General features: G+C 58.0%; 18 protein-coding genes, 1 pseudogene and 1 riboswitch. Of the genes and pseudogenes, 10 read left to right on the forward strand and 9 right to left on the reverse strand.

All coding sequences use genetic code 11. The annotated features are described in order from the left end of the window. Positions 1-10 precede the first annotated feature (10 nt). A complete protein-coding gene (locus tag B9Z50_RS07980; protein WP_108363104.1) occupies positions 11-1,117 on the reverse strand; it encodes a thiamine ABC transporter substrate binding subunit in 1,107 nt (368 codons plus the stop codon). A 75-nt stretch (positions 1,118-1,192) separates the two neighbouring features. After that, positions 1,193-1,299: riboswitch (TPP riboswitch) on the reverse strand. Between the two features lie 111 nt (positions 1,300-1,410). Between B9Z50_RS07980 and B9Z50_RS07985 the strand changes: the two genes are divergently transcribed. From B9Z50_RS07985 to B9Z50_RS08000, 4 genes are all read left to right on the forward strand, one after another. After that, positions 1,411-3,045, forward strand: a complete 1,635-nt coding sequence (locus B9Z50_RS07985; RefSeq protein ID WP_158270646.1) for a cell wall metabolism sensor histidine kinase WalK — start codon at positions 1,411-1,413, stop codon at positions 3,043-3,045. 38 nt (positions 3,046-3,083) lie between these two features. Next, positions 3,084-3,812: a response regulator transcription factor gene (locus B9Z50_RS07990; protein ID WP_108363693.1), complete on the forward strand. Its 729-nt coding sequence runs from the start codon at positions 3,084-3,086 to the stop codon at positions 3,810-3,812. Positions 3,813-3,921: 109 nt separating this feature from the next. Further along, positions 3,922-4,692, forward strand: a complete 771-nt coding sequence (locus tag B9Z50_RS07995; protein WP_158270647.1) for a class II aldolase/adducin family protein — start codon at positions 3,922-3,924, stop codon at positions 4,690-4,692. 77 nt (positions 4,693-4,769) lie between these two features. Further along, a complete protein-coding gene (locus tag B9Z50_RS08000) occupies positions 4,770-5,624 on the forward strand; it encodes a hypothetical protein (RefSeq protein WP_108363107.1) in 855 nt (284 codons plus the stop codon). 81 nt (positions 5,625-5,705) lie between these two features. Here B9Z50_RS08000 and B9Z50_RS08005 read toward each other — a convergent pair whose 3' ends face one another. Genes B9Z50_RS08005 through B9Z50_RS08015 form a run of 3 tightly spaced genes read right to left on the reverse strand, consistent with a single transcriptional unit; the run spans position 5,706 to position 8,733 of the window. Continuing rightward, a complete protein-coding gene (locus B9Z50_RS08005) occupies positions 5,706-6,704 on the reverse strand; it encodes a cytochrome d ubiquinol oxidase subunit II (RefSeq protein WP_108363108.1) in 999 nt (332 codons plus the stop codon). Between the two features lie 50 nt (positions 6,705-6,754). Then, positions 6,755-8,113 (reverse strand): cytochrome ubiquinol oxidase subunit I, encoded by a 1,359-nt coding sequence (locus B9Z50_RS08010; protein ID WP_199221714.1) that lies wholly within the window; start codon positions 8,111-8,113, stop codon positions 6,755-6,757. A gap of 41 nt (positions 8,114-8,154) precedes the next feature. After that, on the reverse strand, positions 8,155-8,733 hold the full coding sequence (locus B9Z50_RS08015) for a GbsR/MarR family transcriptional regulator (protein WP_108363110.1): 579 nt from the start codon (positions 8,731-8,733) through the stop codon (positions 8,155-8,157). Between the two features lie 309 nt (positions 8,734-9,042). Between B9Z50_RS08015 and B9Z50_RS08020 the strand changes: the two are divergent. Then, positions 9,043-9,873, forward strand: a pseudogene (locus tag B9Z50_RS08020) (IS30 family transposase); the annotation flags it as partial. Between the two features lie 295 nt (positions 9,874-10,168). On the opposite strand, the gene B9Z50_RS08030 reads toward B9Z50_RS08020, so the two are convergent. Both B9Z50_RS08030 and B9Z50_RS17420 read right to left on the reverse strand, forming a co-directional pair. After that, entirely contained in the window at positions 10,169-10,504 is a 336-nt protein-coding gene (locus B9Z50_RS08030) for a hypothetical protein (RefSeq protein WP_146183181.1), read from the reverse strand. Positions 10,505-10,713: 209 nt separating this feature from the next. After that, positions 10,714-11,082 (reverse strand): hypothetical protein, encoded by a 369-nt coding sequence (locus tag B9Z50_RS17420; RefSeq protein WP_146183182.1) that lies wholly within the window; start codon positions 11,080-11,082, stop codon positions 10,714-10,716. A gap of 189 nt (positions 11,083-11,271) precedes the next feature. On the opposite strand from B9Z50_RS17420, the gene B9Z50_RS17425 reads away from it, so the two are divergent. The 4 genes from B9Z50_RS17425 to B9Z50_RS08050 all read left to right on the forward strand — a co-directional run bounded on the left by B9Z50_RS17425 (position 11,272) and on the right by B9Z50_RS08050 (position 14,029). Further along, complete coding sequence (locus B9Z50_RS17425) at positions 11,272-11,463, forward strand: hypothetical protein (protein WP_146183183.1); 192 nt, start codon at positions 11,272-11,274, stop codon at positions 11,461-11,463. 448 nt (positions 11,464-11,911) lie between these two features. Further along, complete coding sequence (locus B9Z50_RS08040; RefSeq protein ID WP_158270648.1) at positions 11,912-12,361, forward strand: nuclear transport factor 2 family protein; 450 nt, start codon at positions 11,912-11,914, stop codon at positions 12,359-12,361. A gap of 19 nt (positions 12,362-12,380) precedes the next feature. Further along, positions 12,381-13,250 carry a nuclear transport factor 2 family protein gene (locus tag B9Z50_RS08045; protein ID WP_108363115.1) on the forward strand — a complete coding sequence of 290 codons (870 nt, stop codon included), beginning with the start codon at positions 12,381-12,383 and terminating at the stop codon, positions 13,248-13,250. 32 nt (positions 13,251-13,282) lie between these two features. Further along, positions 13,283-14,029, forward strand: a complete 747-nt coding sequence (locus B9Z50_RS08050; protein WP_199221691.1) for a DUF924 family protein — start codon at positions 13,283-13,285, stop codon at positions 14,027-14,029. 73 nt (positions 14,030-14,102) lie between these two features. Here the strand turns inward: B9Z50_RS08050 and lpdA are convergent, their stop codons facing one another. Genes lpdA through aceE form a run of 3 tightly spaced genes read right to left on the reverse strand, consistent with a single transcriptional unit; the run spans position 14,103 to position 20,354 of the window. Then, complete coding sequence (lpdA, locus tag B9Z50_RS08055; RefSeq protein WP_108363116.1) at positions 14,103-15,959, reverse strand: dihydrolipoyl dehydrogenase; 1,857 nt, start codon at positions 15,957-15,959, stop codon at positions 14,103-14,105. A 9-nt stretch (positions 15,960-15,968) separates the two neighbouring features. Next, positions 15,969-17,642 carry a dihydrolipoyllysine-residue acetyltransferase gene (gene aceF / locus B9Z50_RS08060; protein ID WP_108363117.1) on the reverse strand — a complete coding sequence of 558 codons (1,674 nt, stop codon included), beginning with the start codon at positions 17,640-17,642 and terminating at the stop codon, positions 15,969-15,971. 15 nt (positions 17,643-17,657) lie between these two features. Next, positions 17,658-20,354, reverse strand: coding sequence for a pyruvate dehydrogenase (acetyl-transferring), homodimeric type (aceE, locus tag B9Z50_RS08065; protein ID WP_108363118.1), 2,697 nt, complete (start codon positions 20,352-20,354; stop codon positions 17,658-17,660). Positions 20,355-20,531: 177 nt separating this feature from the next. On the opposite strand from aceE, the gene B9Z50_RS08070 reads away from it, so the two are divergent. Then, a complete protein-coding gene (locus B9Z50_RS08070; protein ID WP_108363119.1) occupies positions 20,532-23,030 on the forward strand; it encodes a PAS domain S-box protein in 2,499 nt (832 codons plus the stop codon). The last annotated feature ends 17 nt before the right edge of the window (positions 23,031-23,047 follow it).

The raw sequence follows: 23,047 nt of genomic DNA on the forward strand, positions 1-23,047 counted from the left end.
TGAGCAGCCATTACTTGAGCACCACTTGTGTCCAACGCTGCTGCCAGCGGGCCGCTTGCGCAGTCAAGGCGGGCAGGGGCAAAACTTCAAAACGGGTGGGCTCCTGCGCGTGTTGCATGACCGCGTCGTGTGGCGAGCCCGGCTCAGCGGGGTACATCCACATCGAAGTTTGCAGCGCTTGTTGCACCGCAGGAGATCGCAAAAATTCAATGAACTTCACCCCTGCGGCCTTGGCTGCTGGGCTGGCCCCTTTGAGCAAGGCAGCCCCCTCGACTTGGCGAAACACAGCCCCCTGCAAAAATAAATTCGCTGTGGGTGAGGCGCTGATTTTTTCCTTGCTGTAGAACACCTCGGCTGCAGGACTGGTGGCATAGCTCACCACGATAGGGCGGCTGCCGCCGTTGCGGCTGAACTCGGTGTAATAAGCCTCACTCCAGCCCTTGACCACTTTGAGGCCATTGGCCCGCATGCGGGCCCACCAGTCAAAAGCGGCTTGCTCGCCCATGCCGGCCACGGTGGCCAGCATGAAGGCCTGGCCCGGACTCGATGTGGCCGGGTTGGGCACCACCAGCAAACCCCGGTAAGCTGGGCTGCTCAGATCTTGCAAGCTCTGGGGCAGAGCCAGGCCTTTTTGGGCAAACCAGGCTTTGTCGATGTTCAGGTTCACGTAGCCGTAATTGATGGGCACCAAGCCACCCACCACACCATCCGGCCCCGCAGTCTCCGCCATTCGGGCCAGGGCTGGGCGTTGCGCTTCAGAGCCTGCAGCCTGTGGCAACGGGGCCAAAATGCCGCTGGCCAGAGCGCGAGGCAGCAAGGTGTTGTCGATGCCGTAGACCAAATCGGCCACGGGCGCGGCCTGGCTCAAGATGAGTTTGTTGAGCATCTCACCTGCATCTCCGCCCTTGATGAGCTGCAGCTTCACGCCCGCCTCTTGCTCGAAACGGGCCAACAAGGGTTTGGGCAGGTCAAAAGAGCTGTGCGTCATGACCCGCAGTGGCGAGCCTGCAGCCGAGCCCGCTTGTGCCCAAGCCCAAGAAGGCACAGCCGCAAGACAGGCACCCAGGCCAGCCGCTGCTGCTGCAGAAATCCCAAAACGCTTAAACCTTTGCCACATGTACCGATGCCTTTCTTGCCACAAGCCCGCTCGGGGCATGAAGCGCAAAGCCTTGGTGCACGCTGAGTGCTGAGGGTGGCCATTGCTTCACGCTCCCTACGCTGGCACAACCCAGATCAGGTGAGAGGGGTATGTCTCAGCCCCCGCTGCACAGCGCAGCCAGAGCACCCCCGGTGAAACGTGCATTGTAGGCGCGTACCATGCGCGGCGCACGCGCTCTACCCAGCCACGGACTTGCATTAACCGCAGATGAAACGGACGCGAAATGGGGCCGTGGCGGTGACAATCGAACGATGTTCCGTAGACAACTCAGTGGGGTGTTGATTTTTCTGGCCGCGTGCATCGTTTTGCAAGGCTTGGGGGCGGTGTTTGCCTTGCGCGAGGCCGAACGCCAAGTGGTGCGCGGGCGTTTGGCCAGCGACATCCACCAGGGGTTTGTGCAACTGTCGGCCACCAAGCAGCACCTGCGTTCGTGGGTCACGCAGCACAAAATCGGCGCTGGTGGCAATCCCTCAGAGCGCGATGCGTTGATTGAGCAGATGCAGCAAAGCTTGGGCGAATTGGCTTTGCTGGCCCAAAAATCAGCCGCCTTGGGCCTGCTCCAAGGCCGGGACAGCGAAGAACACGCCGCCCGAACTGACGCTTTGCAGGTGCTGGGCCAAAACGTTCACGCACTCGGCCAAGCCCTGGCGCAGATTCAAACCCTGCCCGCCAACATGCCCGCGCGGCTGGGCTGGGAATCACTCAGTGAGGTATTTGACAAATCAGAGGGCCGCGATTTGCGGGAACTTATCGCCCAAAGCGTCGCCCGCGAAAGTGCCGCCATGCAGCGCGAACGCTTGGCTGCCGACGCCACGCTGGCACGCATTCGCTGGCTGTGGATTGGCATGGCCTTGACCCTGGCTTTGCTGGCTTTGGGTGCCACGTTCTACTTTGAACGGGCACTGCGCCGCCCCATCGATGAGTTGGTGCAAGGCGCGCGCAGGCTGCGCCAAGGTCGTCTGCAATACCGTGTTCCACTCGACGATCAAGATGAGTTTTCTGATGTGGCCCGCAGCATGAACGCGATGGCCGCCGAGCTAGAAAAGCACCAACAACAAGAAATCGAACACCGTCAACGGCTGGAGAGCCAAGTGCGCGAGCGCACCAGCGCCTTGCACGAGGCCAACCAGTCGCTGCAGCAAACCGACACGCGCCGGCGCCAGTTGCTGGCCGACATCAGCCACGAACTGCGCACCCCCACCACCGCCATCCGAGGTGAGGCCGAAATCACCTTGCGCGGAGGCGAGCGACCAGCGGCGCAATACCGGCAAGCGCTGCAGCGCATCGTGATGACCTCCAAGCAACTGGGCTCGGTGATCGACGACTTGCTGGCCATGGCCCGCAGCGACATGGAGACCCTGAGCATGGTGCAACAGCGGGTCGACCTGTCCGCCCCCCTGGCCGATGCGCTGGCGCAGGCGCAAGCTTTGGCGGGAGAGCGGCACATCCGGATCGACGCACAAGCCATGCCCGCCGCTGCCGTGCACGTCATGGGCGACGCGCAGCGTTTGTGTCAGCTGCTGCTCTTGTTGCTAGACAACGCGGTGCGCTACTCCCACCCGGATGGTTGTGTGAGTCTGCGCTGGTGGCGCAGTGACGAAACGCCCCCGATGCTGGTGCTGCAGGTGATTGACCAAGGCATCGGCATTCCAGCCGAAGAGCTGCATCAGGTGTTTGATCGGCATTTCAGGGGGCGCACGGCCCGTCTGCACCGCGCCGCCGGCAGCGGCCTGGGCTTGCCCATCGCCAAGGCTTGGGCCCTGGCCCATGGTGGCAGTTTGTCCCTGGAAAGCCCTGCCGACGAAACCACAGGCCAGGGCACCCGCGTGCAGCTGAGTCTGCCTTTGCTGACCTCCCCGTCCTCCGCTGCACCCACAACCAGCTGACAGGCATGGCCTCCATGTTGACCCCACCCAGCCCCACCATGAACATCATCCTGATCGAAGATGACCCGCGCATCGCCGATTTTTTGCAACGCGGCCTGATTGCAGAGGGGCTGCAGGTAGAGCACGCAGCCACCGGCCCCGAGGGACTTGCCTTGGTGCTAGACGCAGCCCGGCCAAACGCCACAAGCCACATCCCCACCGTGGTGGTGCTCGACCTGATGCTGCCGGGCATGAACGGCCTGGACATTTGCCAAACCCTGAGGGCCCAAGCTGTGCCCTTCCCCATCCTGATGCTCACGGCGCTGAGCACCTTAGAAGATCGCGTCGCAGGCTTGCGCATGGGGGCTGACGACTACCTGTGCAAGCCCTTCGAGTTCGAAGAACTGCTCGCACGGCTGGAGGCCTTGGGCCGACGCGCACAGGGCATGGTCAGTCGCCCCAGCCAGTTGCAGGTGGCCGACATCGTGCTTGACCGCAACAGCATGCGGGCCAGCCGAGCAGGCGAAGCCCTGAACCTGACGGCGCGAGAGCTGGCGCTGCTGGAACTGTTGATGAGCGAGCCGGGCAGGCTGTTCAGCCGTGAGCGCATTTTGTCCAGTGTCTGGGGCCTGAACGAAGACCCGCTGACCAACGTGGTGGATGTCTACATTCGGCGCTTGCGCAGCAAGATCGACGAAGGCCGCGACAGCCCCCTGATACAGACCCTGCGCGGTTTGGGTTATCGACTGGAAGCGCCAGATGACACCGCATTGCCCCAGTCGGTCTGATCATGGGGCCCATTTGACACTCAGCCTGCAGGATTTGCTGCCAAAGTGACAGGCACCCAGGCGGCTGATGCATAGAGTCAGGGCTCATTCATCGCCCGAAAGATTGCACATGTCGACCACTGCAGCACCCGCACACAACCCCAATGACCCTGTCTGGCAAGCCAAAGTGCACTTGGCGGCCGCCCTGCGTTTGGCGGTGATGCACGACTTTGACGAGGGCATCGACAACCACTTCACCGTGGCCGTGCCGGGGCGTGAAGACCAATACCTGATTTCGCCCTTTGGTGTGCACTGGTCCGAGGCCCGTGCCAGCACCATGATGGTTTTCAACGAAGCGGGCGAAACCCTGGAGGGCGAAGGCGTGGTGGAGTTGTCAGCGCAATCCATTCACGCCCCGGTGCACCGCCTCACGGGCGCCAAAGTGGTGCTGCACACCCACCAGCCTTGGGCCACGGCCTTGAACATGCTCAAAGCCAACCGCTTGCTGCCCGCCACGCAAACTGCGGCTTTCTTTGATGGCGTCATTGCCTACGACGACCATTACACGGGGCTGGCGGCAGACCTGTCTGAGGGGGAACGCCTGTCACAACTCATGAGCGGCGGCAAAACCGTGCTCTTCATGAAAAACCATGGCGTCATGACGGTCGGTGACACCGTGGCGCAAGCCTACCGCAGACTCTACAAACTCGAAAAAGCCTGCCGCACCCAAGTGCTGGCCATGGGCACTGGCCAGCCCCTGAACGTGCTGACCGAATCCGTCATCCAGCGCATCAAAAACCCCAGCCCGCAAGACCGCCATCCCCGCAGCGAACGCGAGCACCTCTTTTTTGAAGCCATGATGCGCGTGGTCGACCGGGTGAACCCGGGGTATGTCGATTGAACATGTCCGCCCCCTAAAATTGCGGCATGGTCCCCAGCACAATCGCCCCACTCCCCCCTGCCCACACACACTCAACTTTGAACTTCGCCAACGCTTTGTGGCGGGTGCGCCGACCCAAGCCCTTTGTGTTGGTGATTGAAGGTGAAGTGGGTCAAGAGTCACAAGCCCCAACCGACTACTTGCACAACAAACTGCTGTTGCCCGAATGGCGCGAAGCCTTTTACCAACTGGTCGATGACACCGGCTTGGTAGTCTGCCTGAACGTCCACACCGGGCACCCCACCTACCGCGACGTGCGCGGACGCTCCAGCAAAGGGCGCCTGAGCCAAGGCGAGTACTACCACCACGACGGCTGCACCGGCCCCGTCAAACCGCGCTTTGTGGAAATCCGCTGCCCCATCCAACCGCAAACACGCGGCGTGGCCACCGCCGTAGCACCGCACCGCGATGTGGTCAAAGCCATGGTGCAAGTCTTAGCTGCCGAGTTACCCGCCGAATTGGCCAAGATAGCGGCGCTGACCACACAAGACATGAGCCCCGAAGCCTTGAGCCAAATGGAGGCTGCCGCGCTAGACCACTTGCAAGGCCTGATCACCCGCACCGTGCGCAAAAAGCTCAACGCCGAAGGCGCCCGCAGCTTCTTCCGCCAAGTCGATGCCGCCGCCAACGCCTACTTTGAACCTTGGGCCTTGGGCGAAAGCCGCTTTATTGCCAACGCCAACAGCCGGCTCACCATGCAACACCGCCGCGCCTACCAAGCCCCCCACACCGGCGGTGTGGCCAATGGCCACTTGGTCAAGCGCTGGACGAATGAAGAACTGCTGCTACCCGGCCAAGTGGTGGACCCAACCTTGATTGCGGCGCTGTGCAGCGAAGAAGGTGATGAAGTGGATGGGGCGCGGGCTGAGGGGTGTTACCTCGGGGCGCACTGACTTTGCATTTCGCCACTTTCGAAGCTGAATCAGCCGCCTCTGTGCCCAGGGCCGTTCAGCCCTGAACCAGACGTGTGACGCTCAGCCGTACTTCAGCGCGGTCGCCTTGCCCCAAAACACGCGGTACATGAACACCGTGTAGCCGATGATGACCGGCAGCGTGATCGCCACACCGAAAAAAATCACATTCAGCGAAGCCGTGCTGATGGCAGCTTCCCACACCGTCATGCGGCCGATCACGATGTCGGGGAAGATGCTGTAGGCCAAGCCGAAAAAGGCCAGCACAAAAATCAGCACGGTATTGGCGAACACCAGCCAGCCATAGCCCGCGTTCACCAAATTCGCACGCGTGAGCACCCAGCGCATGGCAAAAAAAGCCAGAGCGCACATGAGGGGCACTGGCAGCAAGGCAAACACCTGCGGCACACCAAACCATTTCTCCAGCACGCCCTCTTTGACCAGCGGCGTGGCCGCCGAGATGGCCAGCAAAGCGCCTGCCATGGGCCACAGCACAAGCCGCGCCCAGCGCACAGCCTTCTGCTGCAGGTCGCCTTCGGTTTTCATGATCAACCAGCCCGAGCCCAGCAGCACATAAGCCGCAGGCAAGGTGACGGCGATGCCCAGGCTAAATGCCCAGCCCAGGGGACCGCTGGCAAAGCCGGTGATGTAACTGCCCAGCATCCAGCCCTGAGATGCACTGGCCATGAGCGAGCCGGCAAAAAACGCGCGGTTCCAGAACGGCTTGTAACGCAGCGGCGCTTTCACGCGGAAGTCAAACGCCACGCCTCGCAAGATCAAGCCAATCAACATCATCGCCACGGGCAGGTACAAGGCCTGCAGGACCAGGCCATGGGCCATCGGAAAGGCGATCAACAACACACCCACGCCCAGGACCAACCAGGTCTCATTGGCGTCCCAAAAGGGGCCGATGCTGGCGATCATGGTGTCCTTCTCCGCGTCGGTCGCTTGCAAGAGCAGCAAGCCAACGCCCAGGTCGTAACCATCCAAAACCACATAAGCCAGCAGGGACAACCCCATCACAGCCAGGAAAAACAATGGCAGAAATTCAGCCCAAGTCATGGTCGCCTTTCAAAATCATTTTCAAATACAGAACAGCTGGGAGTGGGACATCACACCCCTGCTTTGCCCAACAAGGCAACCGTGGGCGCTTCTTGTTTGTGTTCTTTGGGGTTCTCTGCCATGTACTTCAACACGCCGACGTAAGTGACCAACAGCAGGCCATAAACCACCAGGTAAGCCGTTAAAGTGAGCGCAATATAGGGCGGAGGCAAGGTGGTGGCGGCTTCGCTGGTGCGCATGAAGCCATGCACCAGGAAGGGCTGGCGACCGATCTCGGTCACGTACCAGCCCGCCAGCGTGGCGACCCAGCCGGAGAACGCCATGCCCGACAGCACCCAAAGCAGGGGCTTGGGCAGTGTCACTTCTGGCTGCCTGCGCTGAAGCCACAAGCGCCAGGCGGTGAAACCCGCCACCAGCAGCATCAGCGAACCCACACCCACCATCACGCGAAAGGCATAAAACACCGGCGCCACGGGTGGGTGTGCCCCTTCAAATTCGTTGATGCCCTTGACTTCGCCGTCGAGCTCATGGGTCAAGATCAGGCTGGCCACTTTGGGGATCTTCACCGCGTAGTGGGTGGTGCGTGCTTCTTGGTCAGGAATGCCAAACAGCGTCAGCGGTGCGCCACGCTCGGTCTCCCAGATGCCCTCCATGGCAGCGACCTTGGCAGGCTGGTGCTCCAGCGTATTGAGGCCGTGCATGTCACCCACAAGGAACTGAAGCGGCATCACGCAAGCGGCGGTGAAAACGGCCGCACGCATGGCTTTGTGGGTGCCGCGCGTGGCGCTGCCTTTGATCAGTTGCCAAGCGCACAGACCAGCGATCAAAAACGACGCGGTCAGTGCCGAAGCGAGCAACTTGTGCGAGAAGCGGTAGGGAAATGAAGGGTTAAAGACCACCGCCAGCCAATCGGTGGGGATGAATTGGCCGTTGACGATTTCAAAACCTGCCGGGGTGTGCATCCAGGAGTTCAGGCTCAGGATCCAGAAAGCCGACATGGTGGTGCCGAACGCGACCAAAAATGTGGCGATCAGGTGCACCCGCTCACTCACCCGGCCACGGCCAAACAGCATGATGCCCAGAAAACTGGCCTCCAGAAAAAACGCTGTCAGCACCTCATAGCCCAGCAACGGCCCTGAAATATTGCCCGTGCGCTCCATGAAACCTGGCCAGTTGGTGCCGAACTGGAAGCTCATCACAATGCCCGAGACCACCCCCAGCGCAAAGGTGAGCGCGAACACCTTGGTCCAAAAATAGTAGGCCTCTTCCCACGCCTGGTCATGGGTGCGGGCAAAGCGCCAACGGAAGAACAGCAAGAACCAGCACAGCGCGATGGTGATGGTGGGGAACAGGATGTGGAAGCTGATGTTTGCAGCAAACTGGATACGAGAGAGGATGAGTGCGTCGATGTCCATGGTGGCTTTCTTTGGGGATCATTCGCCTTGGCGTGTCAGGTTGATGCAGGCGCTTTGTTGGCTCGCCCTGTCAGACGGTCTTTGAATTCGAGCACTTTGGTCACCGTGGCGCCCATGCCCATGAGCTGCATGGCGGTCTCGGGCGCGAGCTTTTGCACGTCGTCAAACCAAGTCATGAGGCGGTCGATCAGGTCGTGCATTTCGCGCATGCGCTGCTGGGCATGCCGCTCTGCGTCGGTAGTGGGCGTTTCAAGCAAAGCGCTTCGCAGCATGGACAATGTGGGCTCGATTTCACGGCGACGACGCTCTTCGGCCAAGACTCGAAAGATTTCCCAAATGTCAGCGGGTGCCTCAAAGTATTCGCGCCGGTCACCCGCTTGATGACGCAAACGCACCAGCCGCCAGGCCTGCAACTCCTTGAGGCCCATGCTCACATTGGAGCGAGAGAATTCCAGCGCCTCCGCAATCTCATCGGCATTCAATGCCTGCGGTGACACATAAATGAGCGCATAAATTTGACCCACGGTGCGGTTGATGCCCCATTTGCTGCCCATTTCACCGAAATGGGCGATGAACTCTCGGTTGAGGGCAGGAATTTGGTCAGAAATGGGCATGGGGTGACGTTGGCTTTTGTTTAAGAATTTTCAGTAAATACTGAAAATTCAGAAATGATTATAGGGTTATCCCGTATCTCGTGGCAATACCTGAACATAAAAAAACCCGGACCGTTCCCAGTTCGGGGCTTCAATGGCGGCGCTTGTCAGCGTCGAGGGTAATGAGGCAGAGCAAGTGGTGCGCCATTTGCCGCACAGCCATGTGCTGGGCGAGATACAGGTGACGCGGGCGGATGATTATTTGAATGGGTTGGCGGCTTGAAGTTCTAGGCAAACGCAACAACGCCGCGCCTAGCAACGCTCCACCGCCTCAGTCGTGGCCGAGGTCAGCGTGGCTATCGAGCCGAACAAGCCTGCGCCAAGGCGTCTGAGCGAGCACAGCGAAGCCGTAATGCCCGCCGTGTAGATTCCAAAGTCTGGTCCGATGTGGATTTCTACCTTGGCATTCAATGGAGCCCCGAGCAGATTGCAGGCAAGGTGGCGGTCAGCCATGAGAGCGTCTATTTGCATGTGTATGCCAACAAAGCCGCCGGTGGTGATTTACACAAGAACCTGCGCAGCCAAAAGCCCCGGCGCAAACGCCACCTGTGCGGGCGTGACAGGCGTGGCCAGATCCCGAACCGCCGCCTGATCAGCGAGAGACCAAGTCACATTGAAGATCGCAAGCAAGTGGGCCACTGGGAGGGAGATACCGTCATTGGCGCGGCTCACAAACAAGCCATCGTGACATTGGTAGAACGCAAGAGTGGCTTTGCTGTGCTGGCCAAGGTGTCCAACAAGACGGCTGATTTGGTGGCGCGGGCCATTGAAGCCAAGCTCAAGCCCTTGAACTCACGGGTGAAGACCTTGACGGTGGACAACGGCAAGGAGTTTGCCGATCACCAGGCCATCGATCAGACCCTTGGCATCCAGACTTATTTTGCCGATCCGTATTGCAGCTGGCAGCGCGGCAGCAACGAGAACTTCAATGGTTTGCTGCGCCAATACATTCCCAAAAAGCGGCGCATGGAAACTGTCACCGATGAGGAGTTGACTATGATCGAAAACAGATTGAATCACCGCCCCAGAAAGCGGCTCGGATTCAAGACGCCCTACGAGGTGTTTCACGCCTCGTTAAACCGTGTTGCAGTTCGTACTTGAATCCGCCTTCCCAAAAAGCGGCGCATGGAAACTGTCACAGATGAAGAGTTGACTATGATCGAAAACAGATTGAATCACCGGCCCAGAAAGCGGCTGGGATTCAAGACACCCCACGAGGTGTTTCACGCCTCGTTAAACCGTGTTGCAGTTCGTACTTGAATCCGCCCAATATAAAATCCAAGCGATAAAAGCGATAGTCGCCATAGCAGTCATAGTGATTTCTCCATTTGGTTGCCGCACCAACTACAAATCGCTATTGGTATTGGTGAATAGCGCTTCACGGTTAAACCGCGTTTTAACGATGTGAACAAACTCGGTAAACGTGTTCAACGTACTTGACGGCGCGGGTGTTTGCGATAGGGATATCCTTGGCGAGCAGGGCTTTGACAACAAGGATATCTACCACCGGGGTTTCGCGAATACCGCCAGCAATGCAGCCACAAAAATTTATACCGCCTCCATTGAGGATGCAGTAGCGGTGACCGCCGTCAACCCAATCATCGACTAAGGCCGCACGATTCGCGGCTTGCTCCGGGGTAATTGGGTAGGTTTGCGCTTCAACCTTGCCAACGACTAGGAACATGCCAAGGACGGCGTTCAAAAACAGTTTGTATCGTGTTGATGCGGTCATGGTGGCTTCTTCGGTGGTTGGGTTGGATAGTCACGAAATCCTGGTGGTTGCATTCGAGGAAATACTCGATGTTGAAGTAGCCGGTGACAAAGGTGCTGTCACCGAATTGGTACAGACTCAATATGGTCTGCTATGCGAGTTGGTCGGCCAAGAGGATCTAACCTGCCAAGTCCAACCAAGGTCAAATTCTTTTAGCTCCTCCATGAATGTCAAAACATTCTGCTAATTTTTGAACACTTAAACCATAACTTGGTAAATACGCCAGATTTATCAAAAACTGCTATATCACCACTCCATCTATTTAAACTATAAGTAAAGTCTAAATTATTTTTATTGTCCGCAATTTTAAAAATAATAGCATCATCGGATACTGAAACAACTGGACCGAAAAATTTTTGATCTTGTGAGGCAATCCCATTTTTTAAATCAATTATGTAAGTAGATGGTGGAAGCTGAGTTTCACCCGCGAAGAAACAACTTAAGCCTAACTTATCCTGGGGAAAAGATTGCCCAAGAGCAGTAGTAACCACGCAAATGGCTAGACAAGTTGAAATAATTATGGATTTGTATTTGTGCATCTTGATATCGATAATTTTTGAATTTTTCGAAAGTTAGTTGCGTCGTCAATAACGTAATTTGGATTCTTTTGAGATTCTTCTAAAATATCGAATGGAGTAAGCAATTCGGCCATTTGATTGCCAATACAACTGCAAACTCCCTGAATGTATTGATTGGATATTTTGGTGGTTTGTTGTTTGAAGTTAATTGTGCAACGTGAAGAAACGTTGCTTGCGATCTGTAACTTTTCAGTTAGAGATAGGGTTCTAAATAAATCCTCTCCGTTTGCTGGTCCGGCAAAGATTAAAAGTAACAAAATTAACTTAAATGAGTGTATAGGGTTGATTTTTGAAGAGGGCCTCATTTTGAAAATATTGCCTTTGATTGAAAAATCAAGTTGAATTTAAATTTTCTATGCATCTGGCGCATAAAGATGGGTGCATTGAATCGACGGATAGGCAATCCATGTGCATAAGTGCAATTATTGCATTCTTTTTGATTGCAAAAAAGTCTACCCATTGGGATTGGCATGGGTACCTACACCGGCTCAGTTGACCGAGATTTTCGCTATGACGCATTTTGGCGGTGACAGACGTAACCTGCCTCTCAGCATTTGCAAAAACGCTGTTGCACCCTATCAACTGATGTGCTGATCGACTCCAAATTCGGGTGCCGGTTGTGCCGTATCGCTCCAGACCGGTGCCACACCGCAACAAGCGCATGTTTGCAGACCGCACGCGTCACACAGCGGCGTCCCGCCTGCTGGGGTGATGCGCTGCGGCTCTGAATTAACCCCGATGAGCTCCAGTATGTGGCGGATGTCTGCGCCGTGCGTTGTGGAACGCGATGATGGCGAAGACACCGCCGAACCCTTCTGGGCGCACGCTGACCGATGGCGCAACCGCCATCACCGACTTCGACAAAACCGAGGCCCACAAAGCGCAGGTGAAGCAGTTGTTTGATGCCCTGATCCACGGCACGCCCGAACAAGCCGGTGCCGCCGTGCAGGCCAACTTTGCCCCCAACTACAAACAACACAACCCCATGGCAGCGGACGGCCTAAAAGGCTTCTTGGCCGCTATGCTGACCGAGCAGTGGGTGTTCAAAAAGCAGCACAAAGTGCTGGGCGAAGGCAACTTTGTCCTCTCTATTGCCGAGGGCACACACAAAGGCAAGGCTGTGGCGTTTTACGACTTGCTGCGCTTTGAAGGCGGCAAAATTGTTGAGCACTGGGACGTGATTCAAGAAATCCCCACCAAGGGCCTAGCCAATACCAACGGCATGTTTGGTTTCAGGTAGACGGAAAGGCGACACTATCATGAAGAAATTACCACTGATCCTGAAAACGGTCTATCTGATGGCGGGTGCAGCATTGCTGGCATCCCTTACTGCCTGCGGTGGCTCCAATACCGAGACCACACAGAGGGAAAAAATAGACACCTTTTTTGCAGCAGTCAATGCGAAGAACGTCCCTCTCTTTGAGTCTGTGGTGTGGGAGGGCTTCATTCAGCACAACCCCTACGTTCCCACAGGCAGGGCCGGTATTGTGGGGCTTTTCCCCACACTGGATGCAGCAGGAACCACCGTCAACAACATCCGGGTCATTGAAGACGGCAACTTTGTCGCAGTTCACAATTTCTGGAACAAAGCTACGCCGTTTGGATCAGACCAAGTGGTCACTTTTGATGTCTTCCGGTTTGACGGCAACGGCAAAGTCGCCGAGCACTGGGATGCAATCATGCCCAACACGCCGCTCAACCCATCAGGCAGAAGCCTGACCGATGGCACTACTGCGATCACCGATTTGGAAAAAACTGCCACCAACAAGGCGCTGGCCACCAACATTATTGACACCATCATTGAAGGGGTTCCGGCAGATATCGGCGCCGTGGTCACTAATAACTTCTTGCCCGACTACAAACAACACAGCCCTACGGTGGGGGATGGCGTTTCTGCAATTTTTGCGGCCTTTGGTGCGGAGCAATGGGTTTATAAGAAGCGCTACAAGGTTCTGGCCGAAGGCAATTTCGTGTTGACCATATCGGAAGGTACGGTCAAAGGTGTTCCATCGGTGTTCTATGACTTATTTCGTTTTGAAAATGGAAAGGTCGCGGAACACTGGGATGTGATCCAGAACATTCCCACCACCGGCCTGGCCAACTCCAATGGCATGCTGTCCGGGCTGTAAAGCGCCGCAACCCAGAGAAAGGCCCAGACGACATGTTGGTCACCACACTTACCCCGGATACATTTCGCCAGCTACCGGATGTACTTCGGGCGCTTGACAACCCGCGCTCGCCACGCAGCGTGCTTAACTACATCTGTGGCTGCGACACCGCAGACCCCAAAGTGCAAAGTGGCCTGAATACCGACGACAAGGTCGGCCCTCTTTTGGGCATTTGGTTTGCAAGCGGTAGGGCACTGGACGATCTCTGTCAGCCCTTTGCGCCCGTGGTGCGCGAGCTGAAAGCCGATCCTCCGAGTTTGGTCGGGGGGGAGTGGGACACTTTAGAGGGCAAGGTGGCCAAGGTGTTGCTTGGAGACCAACTGTCCAGATCGTGTTTTCGCGGCTCTGCAGAGGCCTTTTCCTACGACCCGATTGCCAGGCAATTGGTGCGTGAACTGGTCAGTGCGCAAGAGATTGAGGCGACGCTCACACTGCCAGCAGCCATTTTGTATTTGTTGCCTTGGGCTCTGGCGCATTCGGAGGACTTGGCGGATTTAGAGCGCGCTTGCGAAGTCATCGATATGGCGATCAAGGCTTATCCTGATTTCAAATTGTTTGAAGGACGTAACAAGCAGGCCGTTAACCAACATCGGCAAGTGCTCCAAAAGTTCGGGCGATATCCTCAAAGAAACACTGACTTCGGACGGCCAAGCACCCAAGCCGAACTTGCGTGGCTCGCTGACAAAGACAATCTACCCACTTGGGCTGGTGGCAAATTGCCATTTGACCGACCGATTTAATATGGGAATCAAACCAGCTTGACAAAAGCCGCCAACCCTCTCAGGTTGACGGCTTTTTTACAGCGCGAAGCGTTTACTTCTTGCTAGGCGGCAAGTCCGTGCAGCTGCCGTGCGCCACTTCTGCCGCCATGCCGATGCTTTCGCCCAGCGTGGGGTGGGGGTGGATGGTTTTGCCGATGTCAACCGCATCTGCGCCCATCTCGATGGCCAGAGCGATCTCGCCAATCATGTCGCCAGCGTGTGTGCCCACCATGCCGCCGCCCAAGATCTTGCCGTGGCCGTGGGCCTCGGGTGAATCGTCAAACAGCAGTTTGGTCACGCCTTCGTCGCGGCCGTTGGCAATGGCGCGGCCAGAAGCCGTCCAAGGGAACAAGCCCTTTTTCACCTTGATGCCTTGCGCTTTGGCTTGGTCTTCGGTCAAGCCCACCCAGGCCACTTCGGGGTCGGTGTAAGCGACGCTCGGGATCACGCGTGCGTTGAACGCCGCGGCTGCCAACTCTTTGTTGCCTTGCAGTTCGCCCGCAATCACTTCGGCTGCCACATGTGCTTCGTGCACCGCCTTGTGCGCCAACATGGGCTGGCCCACGATGTCGCCGATGGCGAAGATGTGCGGCACGTTGGTGCGCATTTGAATGTCGACGTTGATGAAGCCGCGATCGGTCACAGACACGCCTGCTTTTTCAGCCGCGAGTTTTTTGCCGTTGGGCGTGCGGCCCACGGCTTGCAACACGAGGTCGTACACCTGTGGTGCGGGGGCTGTGCCGCCCTCTTCTGCCGGTGCAAACGTGACTTCAATGCCTTCGGGCAAGGCACGTGCAGACACGGTCTTGGTCTTGAGCATGATGTTGTCAAAGCGCTTGGCGTTCATCTTTTGCCAGACTTTGACCAAGTCGCGGTCAGCGCCTTGCATGAGGCCGTCCATCATTTCCACCACGTCCAGGCGTGCGCCCAGCGTGCTGTAAACCGTGCCCATCTCCAGGCCGATGATGCCGCCGCCCAAAATCAACATGCGCTTGGGCACTTCTTTGAGTTCCAAAGCGCCGGTGCTGTCGACCACGCGTGGGTCGTTGGGCATGAAAGGCAAACGGACCGCTTGCGAACCAGCAGCGATGATGGCGCGTTTGAAGGCGATCACTTTTTTGCTGCCGTTTTGTTCTTGCGCGGTGCCGGTGGTCTCGCTCACTTCGAGGTGGTTTGCCCCCACGAATTGACCCAAACCGCGCACGGTGGTGACCTTGCGCATCTTGGCCATGGCAGCCAAGCCGCCTGTGAGTTTGCCAATGACTTTCTCTTTGTGGCCGCGCAGCTTGTCGATGTTGACCACCGGCTTGCCGAAGTCCACACCCAAGTCAGCCATGTGGCTGACTTCGTCCATGACGGCCGCGACGTGCAGCAAGGCTTTGGAGGGGATGCAACCTACGTTCAGGCACACACCGCCCAAGGTGGCGTAGCGCTCGACGATGACGACGTTCAGGCCGAGGTCGGCCGCGCGGAAGGCTGCCGAATAGCCGCCGGGGCCGCCGCCTAATACGAGCACATCGCACTCGATGTCTGAGGGGCCGCTGAAGCTGGCGGCCGTAGGCGCAGGACCGTCATCGCGAGGGACGACGCGATCCATGGATTGCTGCGCTTCGCTCGCAATGACAGGTGCTGTGGATTGCTGCGCGTCGCTCGCCATGACGGGCAACGCGCCCTCGCCTTCCAGCACCAACACCACTGAGCCTTGCTTGACCTTGTCGCCGAGCTTGACTTTGAGTTCTTTGACCACGCCGGCGTGGCTGCAAGGAATTTCCATGGAGGCTTTGTCGCTCTCCACGGTGATCAGACTTTGGTCAGATTTGACGGTGTCGCCCACCTTGACCATCAACTCAATCACGGTGACTTCGTCGAAGTCGCCGATGTCGGGGACTTGAATATCGATCAGTGCCATGGTCTGTCCTTAGAGCAACACGCGACGGAAGTCGCTGAGGATTTGACCGAGGAACGCGTTGAAGCGTGCCGCTGCGGCGCCGTCGATGACGCGGTGGTCCCATGTCAGCGACAAAGGCAGCATCAGGCGGGGCACAAACTGCTTGCCGTCCCAGACGGGTTCCATGGTGCTCTTGCACACACCCAAAATGGCTACTTCGGGCGCGTTGATGATGGGCGTGAAGTACTTGCCACCAATGCCGCCGAGGCTGGAGATGGTGAAGGTTGCGCCTGTCATTTCTGCGGGGCCGAGTTTGCCGTCGCGGGCTTTCTTGGCCAGCTCACCCATTTCCTGGCTGATCTGCAGCACGCCTTTTTTGTCGCAATCGCGGATGACGGGCACCATCAAACCATTGGGCGTGTCAGCGGCAAAGCCGATGTGCCAGTAGTTTTTATAGACCAGTGCGTCGCCGTCCAGGCTGCTGTTGAACTCGGGGTATTTCTTGAGCGCGGCCACGCAAGCCTTGATCAAGAAAGCCAGCATGGTCACCTTCACGCCGCTCTTCTCGTTCTCTTTGTTGGTCGAGACACGGAAGGCTTCGAGGTCGGTGATGTCGGCATCGTCGTGGTTGGTGACGGCCGGGATCATGATGGCGTTGCGCAACAAATTCGCACCGCTGATCTTCTTGATGCGGCCCATTTCTTTGCGCTCGATGGGGCCGAACTTGGCAAAGTCCACCTTGGGCCATGGGATCAGACCCAACTCGGAGCCGCCGCCACCCGAAGCCTGCGCAGGGGCTTTGGCCGCTTGCGCCTTGGTTTGTGCAGCACCCGACATGACCGCCTGGGTGAAGGCTTGTACATCGGCCTCTGTGATCCGGCCTTTGAGGCCCGAACCTATGACTTCTGCGAGCGGCACACCCAGCTCACGGGCGAACTTGCGCACGGAGGGCGAGGCGTGGGGCAAGCCCAGCGTGGTGCCGCCGGGTGCGTGGGCAGGTGCTGCCACCGCAGCGACGGCTGCAGCCACTGGGGTTGGCGCAGCAGCGGGTGCCGAAGCCACAGCCGCAGAAGCCGCAGGGGCTGCAGCAACCGCCACCGCCACAGGCGCAGCAACAGTCACAGTGCCTTCCAGAATCGCCAACAAGTCACCGATGTTGACGGTGTCGCCCACTTTGACTTTGAGCTCTTTGAGCACGCCAGCGTGTGAGGACGGGATTTCCATCGAGGCCTTGTCAGACTCCACGGTGATCAGCGATTGCTCGATCTTGATGGTGTCGCCAGGCTTGACCATGACTTCGATGACGGCCACGTCTTTGAAGTCACCGATATCAGGCACATGCACCTGAACAGGGCCAGATGCGGCTGGTGCAGCAGGTGCTGGATTGGTTTGCCGCGCTTCGCTCGCAATGACGGGTGATGGGCTTGTCGAGCTAGGGGCTGCGCTCGCTGCTGCGGGTGCGGCAGCAACGGCCTCCACCACCAGCACGACGGAGCCTTGCTTGACCTTGTCGCCCAGGGCCACGCGCATTTCCTTGACGACGCCTGCGGTGCTTGACGGGATTTCCATAGAGGCTTTGTCAGACTCGACGGTAATCAGCGACTGCTCAGCTTTGACGGTGTCGCCCACTTTGACCATCAACTCAATGACGGTCACTTCATCGAAATCCCCGATGTCTGGGACTTGAACTTCTACCAGTGCCATGTTTGTCTCCAGTTTTTATGCGTACAAGGGGTTGATCTTGTCGGTTTTGATGCCGTACTTTTGGATCGCTTCAGCCACTTGCGCAACAGGAACTTTGCCCTCTTCGCTCAGCGCCTTGAGCGCGGCGACCACGATGTAGTGGCGGTTGACCTCGAAGTGTTCGCGCAGCTTGCTGCGGAAGTCAGAGCGGCCAAAACCGTCGGTGCCCAACACTTTGTAGGTGCGGTCCTTTGGAATGAACGGACGGATTTGCTCGGCATAGGCCTTCATGTAGTCGGTCGATGCGACCACGGGGCCACTGTGTGCAGCCAGCTGTTGGCCCACAAACGACACACGCGGCGCCTCCATGGGGTGGAGCATGTTGTGGCGCTCGGCGTCTTGGCCATCGCGGGTCAGTTCGTTGAAGCTTGGGCAGCTCCACACATCGGCCTGAATGCCCCAGTCAGTGGCCAGCAGGGTTTGGGCGGCAATCGACTCGCGCAAGATGGTGCCCGAACCCAGCAGTTGCACGCGCTTGTCGCCGGCGGCACCGGGCTTGCACATGTACATGCCCTTGATGATCTGCTCTTCGGTGCCGGGCGTCAGGCCTGGCATGGCGTAGTTTTCGTTGAGCAAGGTCAGGTAGTAGAAGACGTTGTCTTGCTTCTCGACCATGCGCTTCAAGCCGTGGTGCAGGATGACACCGACTTCATGTGCAAAGGTGGGGTCATAAGACACGCAGTTGGGGATGGTGTTGGCCATGATGTGGCTGTGACCGTCTTCGTGTTGCAAGCCTTCACCGTTCAAAGTGGTGCGGCCCGATGTGCCACCCAACAAGAAGCCGCGAGCTTGCATGTCGCCCGCCGCCCAGGCCAAATCGCCAATGCGCTGGAAACCGAACATCGAGTAGTACACGTAGAACGGCAACATGATGCGGTTGCTGGTGGAGTAGCTGGTGGCCGCAGCGATCCAGCTGGACATGCCGCCGGCTTCGTTGATGCCTTCTTGCAGGATCTGACCGGCCTTGTCTTCCTTGTAGTACATGACCTGGTCTTTGTCGACCGGGGTGTACTGCTGACCTGCGGGGTTGTAAATACCGATTTGACGGAACAGGCCTTCCATACCGAAAGTGCGAGCTTCGTCCACCAAGATAGGCACCACGCGTGGGCCCAAGGCTTGGTCGCGCAGCAACTGGGTCAAGAAACGCACATAGGCTTGGGTGGTAGAGATCTCACGGCCTTCGGCGGTGGGCTCCATCACAGCTTTGAAGGTCTCCAGCGAAGGCACCGTGAAGCTTTCATCGGCCTTGGCGCGGCGCTTGGGCAGGTAGCCACCCAGGGCCTGGCGGCGCTCGTGCAGGTAACGCATTTCGGGCGTGTCGTCAGCGGGCTTGTAAAACGGAATGTTGGCCAGTTCGCTGTCAGGAATCGGGATGTTGAAACGGTCGCGCATGTACTTGATGTCATCGTCCGTGAGCTTCTTGGTCTGGTGGACCGTGTTCTTGCCCTCGCCCGCTTTGCCCATGCCAAAACCTTTGACGGTTTTGATGAGCAGCACCGTGGGCTGACCCTTGGTGTTGACGGCCTTGTGGTAGGCGGCGTACACCTTTTGCGGGTCATGACCGCCGCGCTTGAGGTTCCAGATGTCGTTGTCCGACAGGTGCGCCACCATCTCCAGCGTGCGCGGATCGCGGCCAAAGAAATGCTTGCGCACATAAGCGCCATCGTTGGCTTTGAAGGCTTGGTAGTCGCCGTCCAAGGTTTCCATCATCAACTTGCGCAAAGCGCCGTCTTTGTCGCGGGCCAGGAGACTGTCCCACTCGCTGCCCCAAAGCAGCTTGATAACGTTCCAGCCGGAGCCACGGAACTCACCTTCGAGTTCTTGCACGATCTTGCCGTTGCCACGCACTGGGCCGTCAAGGCGCTGCAAGTTGCAGTTGACAACAAAAATCAGGTTGTCCAGGTTCTCGCGGGCGGCCAAGCCAATCGCGCCCAGCGATTCGACCTCGTCCATCTCGCCGTCACCGCAGAACACCCAAACCTTGCGGTTTTCTGTGTTGGCAATGCCACGGGCGTGCAGGTATTTCAAAAATCGCGCTTGGTAGATCGCCATCAAGGGGCCCAAACCCATGGACACGGTGGGGAACTGCCAGAACTCGGGCATGAGTTTGGGGTGCGGGTAGCTCGACAAGCCATTGCCGTCCACTTCCTGGCGGAAGTTGAGCAACTGCTCTTCGGTCAGGCGGCCTTCGAGGTAAGCGCGGGCATAGACGCCGGGCGACACGTGGCCTTGGATGTAGAGACAGTCGCCGCCGTGGTTTTCGTTCTCGGCATGCCAAAAATGGTTGAAACCGGCACCAAACATGTGGGCCAAGGAGGCAAAGGAGCCGATGTGGCCGCCCAAATCACCGCCGTCTGCCGGGTTGTGGCGGTTGGCTTTGACCACCATGGCCATGGCGTTCCAGCGCATGTAGGCGCGCAGGCGCTCTTCGATCTCGATGTTGCCGGGGCAACGGGCTTCTTCGGTAGGCTCAATCGTGTTGACATACCCCGTCGTGGCAGAAAACGGCAAGTCAATGCTGTGCTGGCGGGCTTCTTCCAGCAGTTCCTCGAGCAGAAAGTGGGCGCGCTCAGGGCCCGCTTTTTCGATCACGGCGGACAGGGCGTCCATCCATTCACGGGTTTCCTGGCTGTCCAGGTCACGGCCCGGTTGTTGTGGTGTTGCCGCTGTCATGCTTGTCTCCTGAAGTGAATGTTGTGGGTAAATGATGCCTGGATTTTCCCATGATTTGCCGAAAATTTCAAATAGTGCCTATTGATTTTGTATTATGAAATTATTTGACCATCGGCCATAACTTTTTGAAATCCTTTCAAGTCAAGACGACTCAGCTTGTCCTCTAAACTCCTTGGTATGGAATTGAACAAAGCAGCATCGGTGGTGACCAAAGTCGGTCCGTGGGCTTGGTGGCTGTCGTGGTGGCGCAGCCAGTCGCCCAACCGGCAGGACCGTTTCGCCAACCTCGCCCCTGTGGCTGCGGTGGTGCTTTTTTTGGCCGCCATCGCCACCGCGTTCTGGTACCTGCGCGTCGAGGAGATGGAACGCGAGCAAGAAGCCATCAAGCGTGATGTCGAATACGCCCAGCAGCGCCTGCGCCTGCGTTTGTTGGAGCGCCAAGAGCAGGTCATGCGCTTGGCACGCGATGTGTCCAACAAAGAAATCCGCACCGACCAGTTTTTGTCACGCGCCGAAGCGCTGGTGCAGCAGTACCCAGAATTTTTGTCACTGACCTGGATCGATGACCGCCGCCGCATCGTGGCCAACCAGAGCATCTCCAGCATCGCTCCCAGTCAACAACTGCGGGCGGGCACGGTGCTGAAAATCGGTGAATCTGAAAGCCACTTCAGTTTGGCACGTGACCTGATGCAGCCTATTTACGGCCAGCTGGATGCCGAAGCGGATCGCGACACCCAGATGTCGGTGCTGCAACTGCACACACCCCTGACCAACGACCAGGGACGTTTCGCCGGCGTGATCTTGGCCGAGTACAGCATGGAGGGCCTGCTGCGTTACGGCATACCCACTGAGGTGCTGGCCAAATATGCAGTGGCCCTTCAAGACGGCAGCAGCCGCTTGCTGGCCGGTCAAGTCATTCCCGAGCGCATTGCGCTGTGGCGACTGCTGCCAGGCAGCGACAGGCGAAATAACGACTACGAGGTGCCCGTCTCACCGGTGGGCAACGACCTGGTCTTACGTGCCCAAGCGTGGCGCACCTCTCAAGGCCTGGTGGGCAGCGGTCTGTTCTGGCTGGTCAGCGTGCTCAGCGTCATGACCGCCTGGATGCTGATTGGCAACTGGCGTCACACCCGCAGGCGGCTGCAGGCCCAAAAAGCCTTGGTGGCCGAAACCAATTTCCGCCGCGCCATGGAAAACTCCATGCTCACAGGCATGCGGGCCCTGGACCTGCGCGGGCGGATCACCTACGTCAACCCCGCCTTTTGCCAAATGACCGGCTGGAGCGAAAACGACCTGGTGGGCGCCGTGGCCCCTTTCCCTTATTGGCCAGACCAGGACCGCGAATTGCTGATGAAGCGGCTGGAAGAAGAAATCAGCGGCCAGCACTCAGCGGGCGGCTTCCAGGTGCGGGTCAAACGCAAAAACGGCCAGTTGTTTGATGCCCGCATGTATGTGTCGCCCCTGATCGATGCCACGGGCAAGCAAACCGGCTGGATGACGTCGATGACCGACATCACCGAGCCCAACCGGATTCGGGAACAACTGGCCAGTTCGCACGAGCGCTTCACCATTGTTCTGGAAGCGCTGGACGCGTCGGTCTCGGTGGCTCCTTTGGGCAGCCAAGAGCTGCTGTTTGCCAACAAACTCTATCGACTTTGGTTTGGCCAGAACACCGAAGGCCATTTGCGCCTGGTGCAGCAAGCCGGGGCCTACAACGGCGAACAGGCCTCTGATGATGTGGACGACATGGCAGGCCTGCCCACCGAAAGCCTGACCGTGGCCAGTTCAGAAAACGCAGAAATATTTGTCACAGAATTGGGCAAGTGGCTGGAAGTGCGCTCGCGCTACATCAATTGGGCCGATGGTCGACTGGCGCAGATGGTGATCGCCAGCGACATCACCCCACGCCGCCAAGCCGAAGAGCTGGCCGCCCAACAAGCTGAACGTGCCCAAACCGCCAGCCGCCTGATCACCATGGGCGAGATGGCGTCGAGCGTGGCACACGAACTCAACCAGCCGCTGACGGCCATCAGCAATTACTGCAGTGGCATGATTTCGCGCATCAAATCACAACAGGTCAAAGAAGAGGACCTGTTGTCGGCCCTGGACAAAACGGCCCGTCAGGCGCAACGTGCTGGGCAAATCATTTTGCGCATCCGCAGCTTCGTCAAACGCAGCGAACCCAACCGCACCCTATCCGATGTCTCGGCCATGGTCAGTGAATCGCTGGAACTCGCTGAGATCGAGATGCGCCGGCGCAACGTGCGACTGACACACCATGTGGCCGCGCGTCTGCCGCAGTTGATGGTGGACCCGATCCTGATCGAGCAGGTGCTGATCAACCTCATGAAAAACGCCGCCGAATCCATCGACAACGCCCAGCGCCCGGCCGGTCAACGTCAGGTGGAATTGCGCATCGTGCCCAAGCAAATCGACCAGCAATCGGTGGTTGAATTTTCAGTGACCGATACCGGGCAAGGCTTGCCGTTAGAGGACACAGAGCGGGTGTACGAGGCCTTTTTCTCAACCAAGGTCGAAGGCATGGGCATTGGCCTGAATTTATGCCGCAGCATCATCGAATCCCACCAGGGCAGAATCACTTCCGAGAACCTCTACAATTCGGGCGAAGTGACAGGATGTCGATTCTCCTTCTGGATACCGGTCGAAACCCATTGACCACACTACAACCCACT

The organism is Limnohabitans sp. Bal53, assembly GCF_003063355.1.
Taxonomy (GTDB): Bacteria; Pseudomonadota; Gammaproteobacteria; order Burkholderiales; family Burkholderiaceae_C; genus Limnohabitans_A.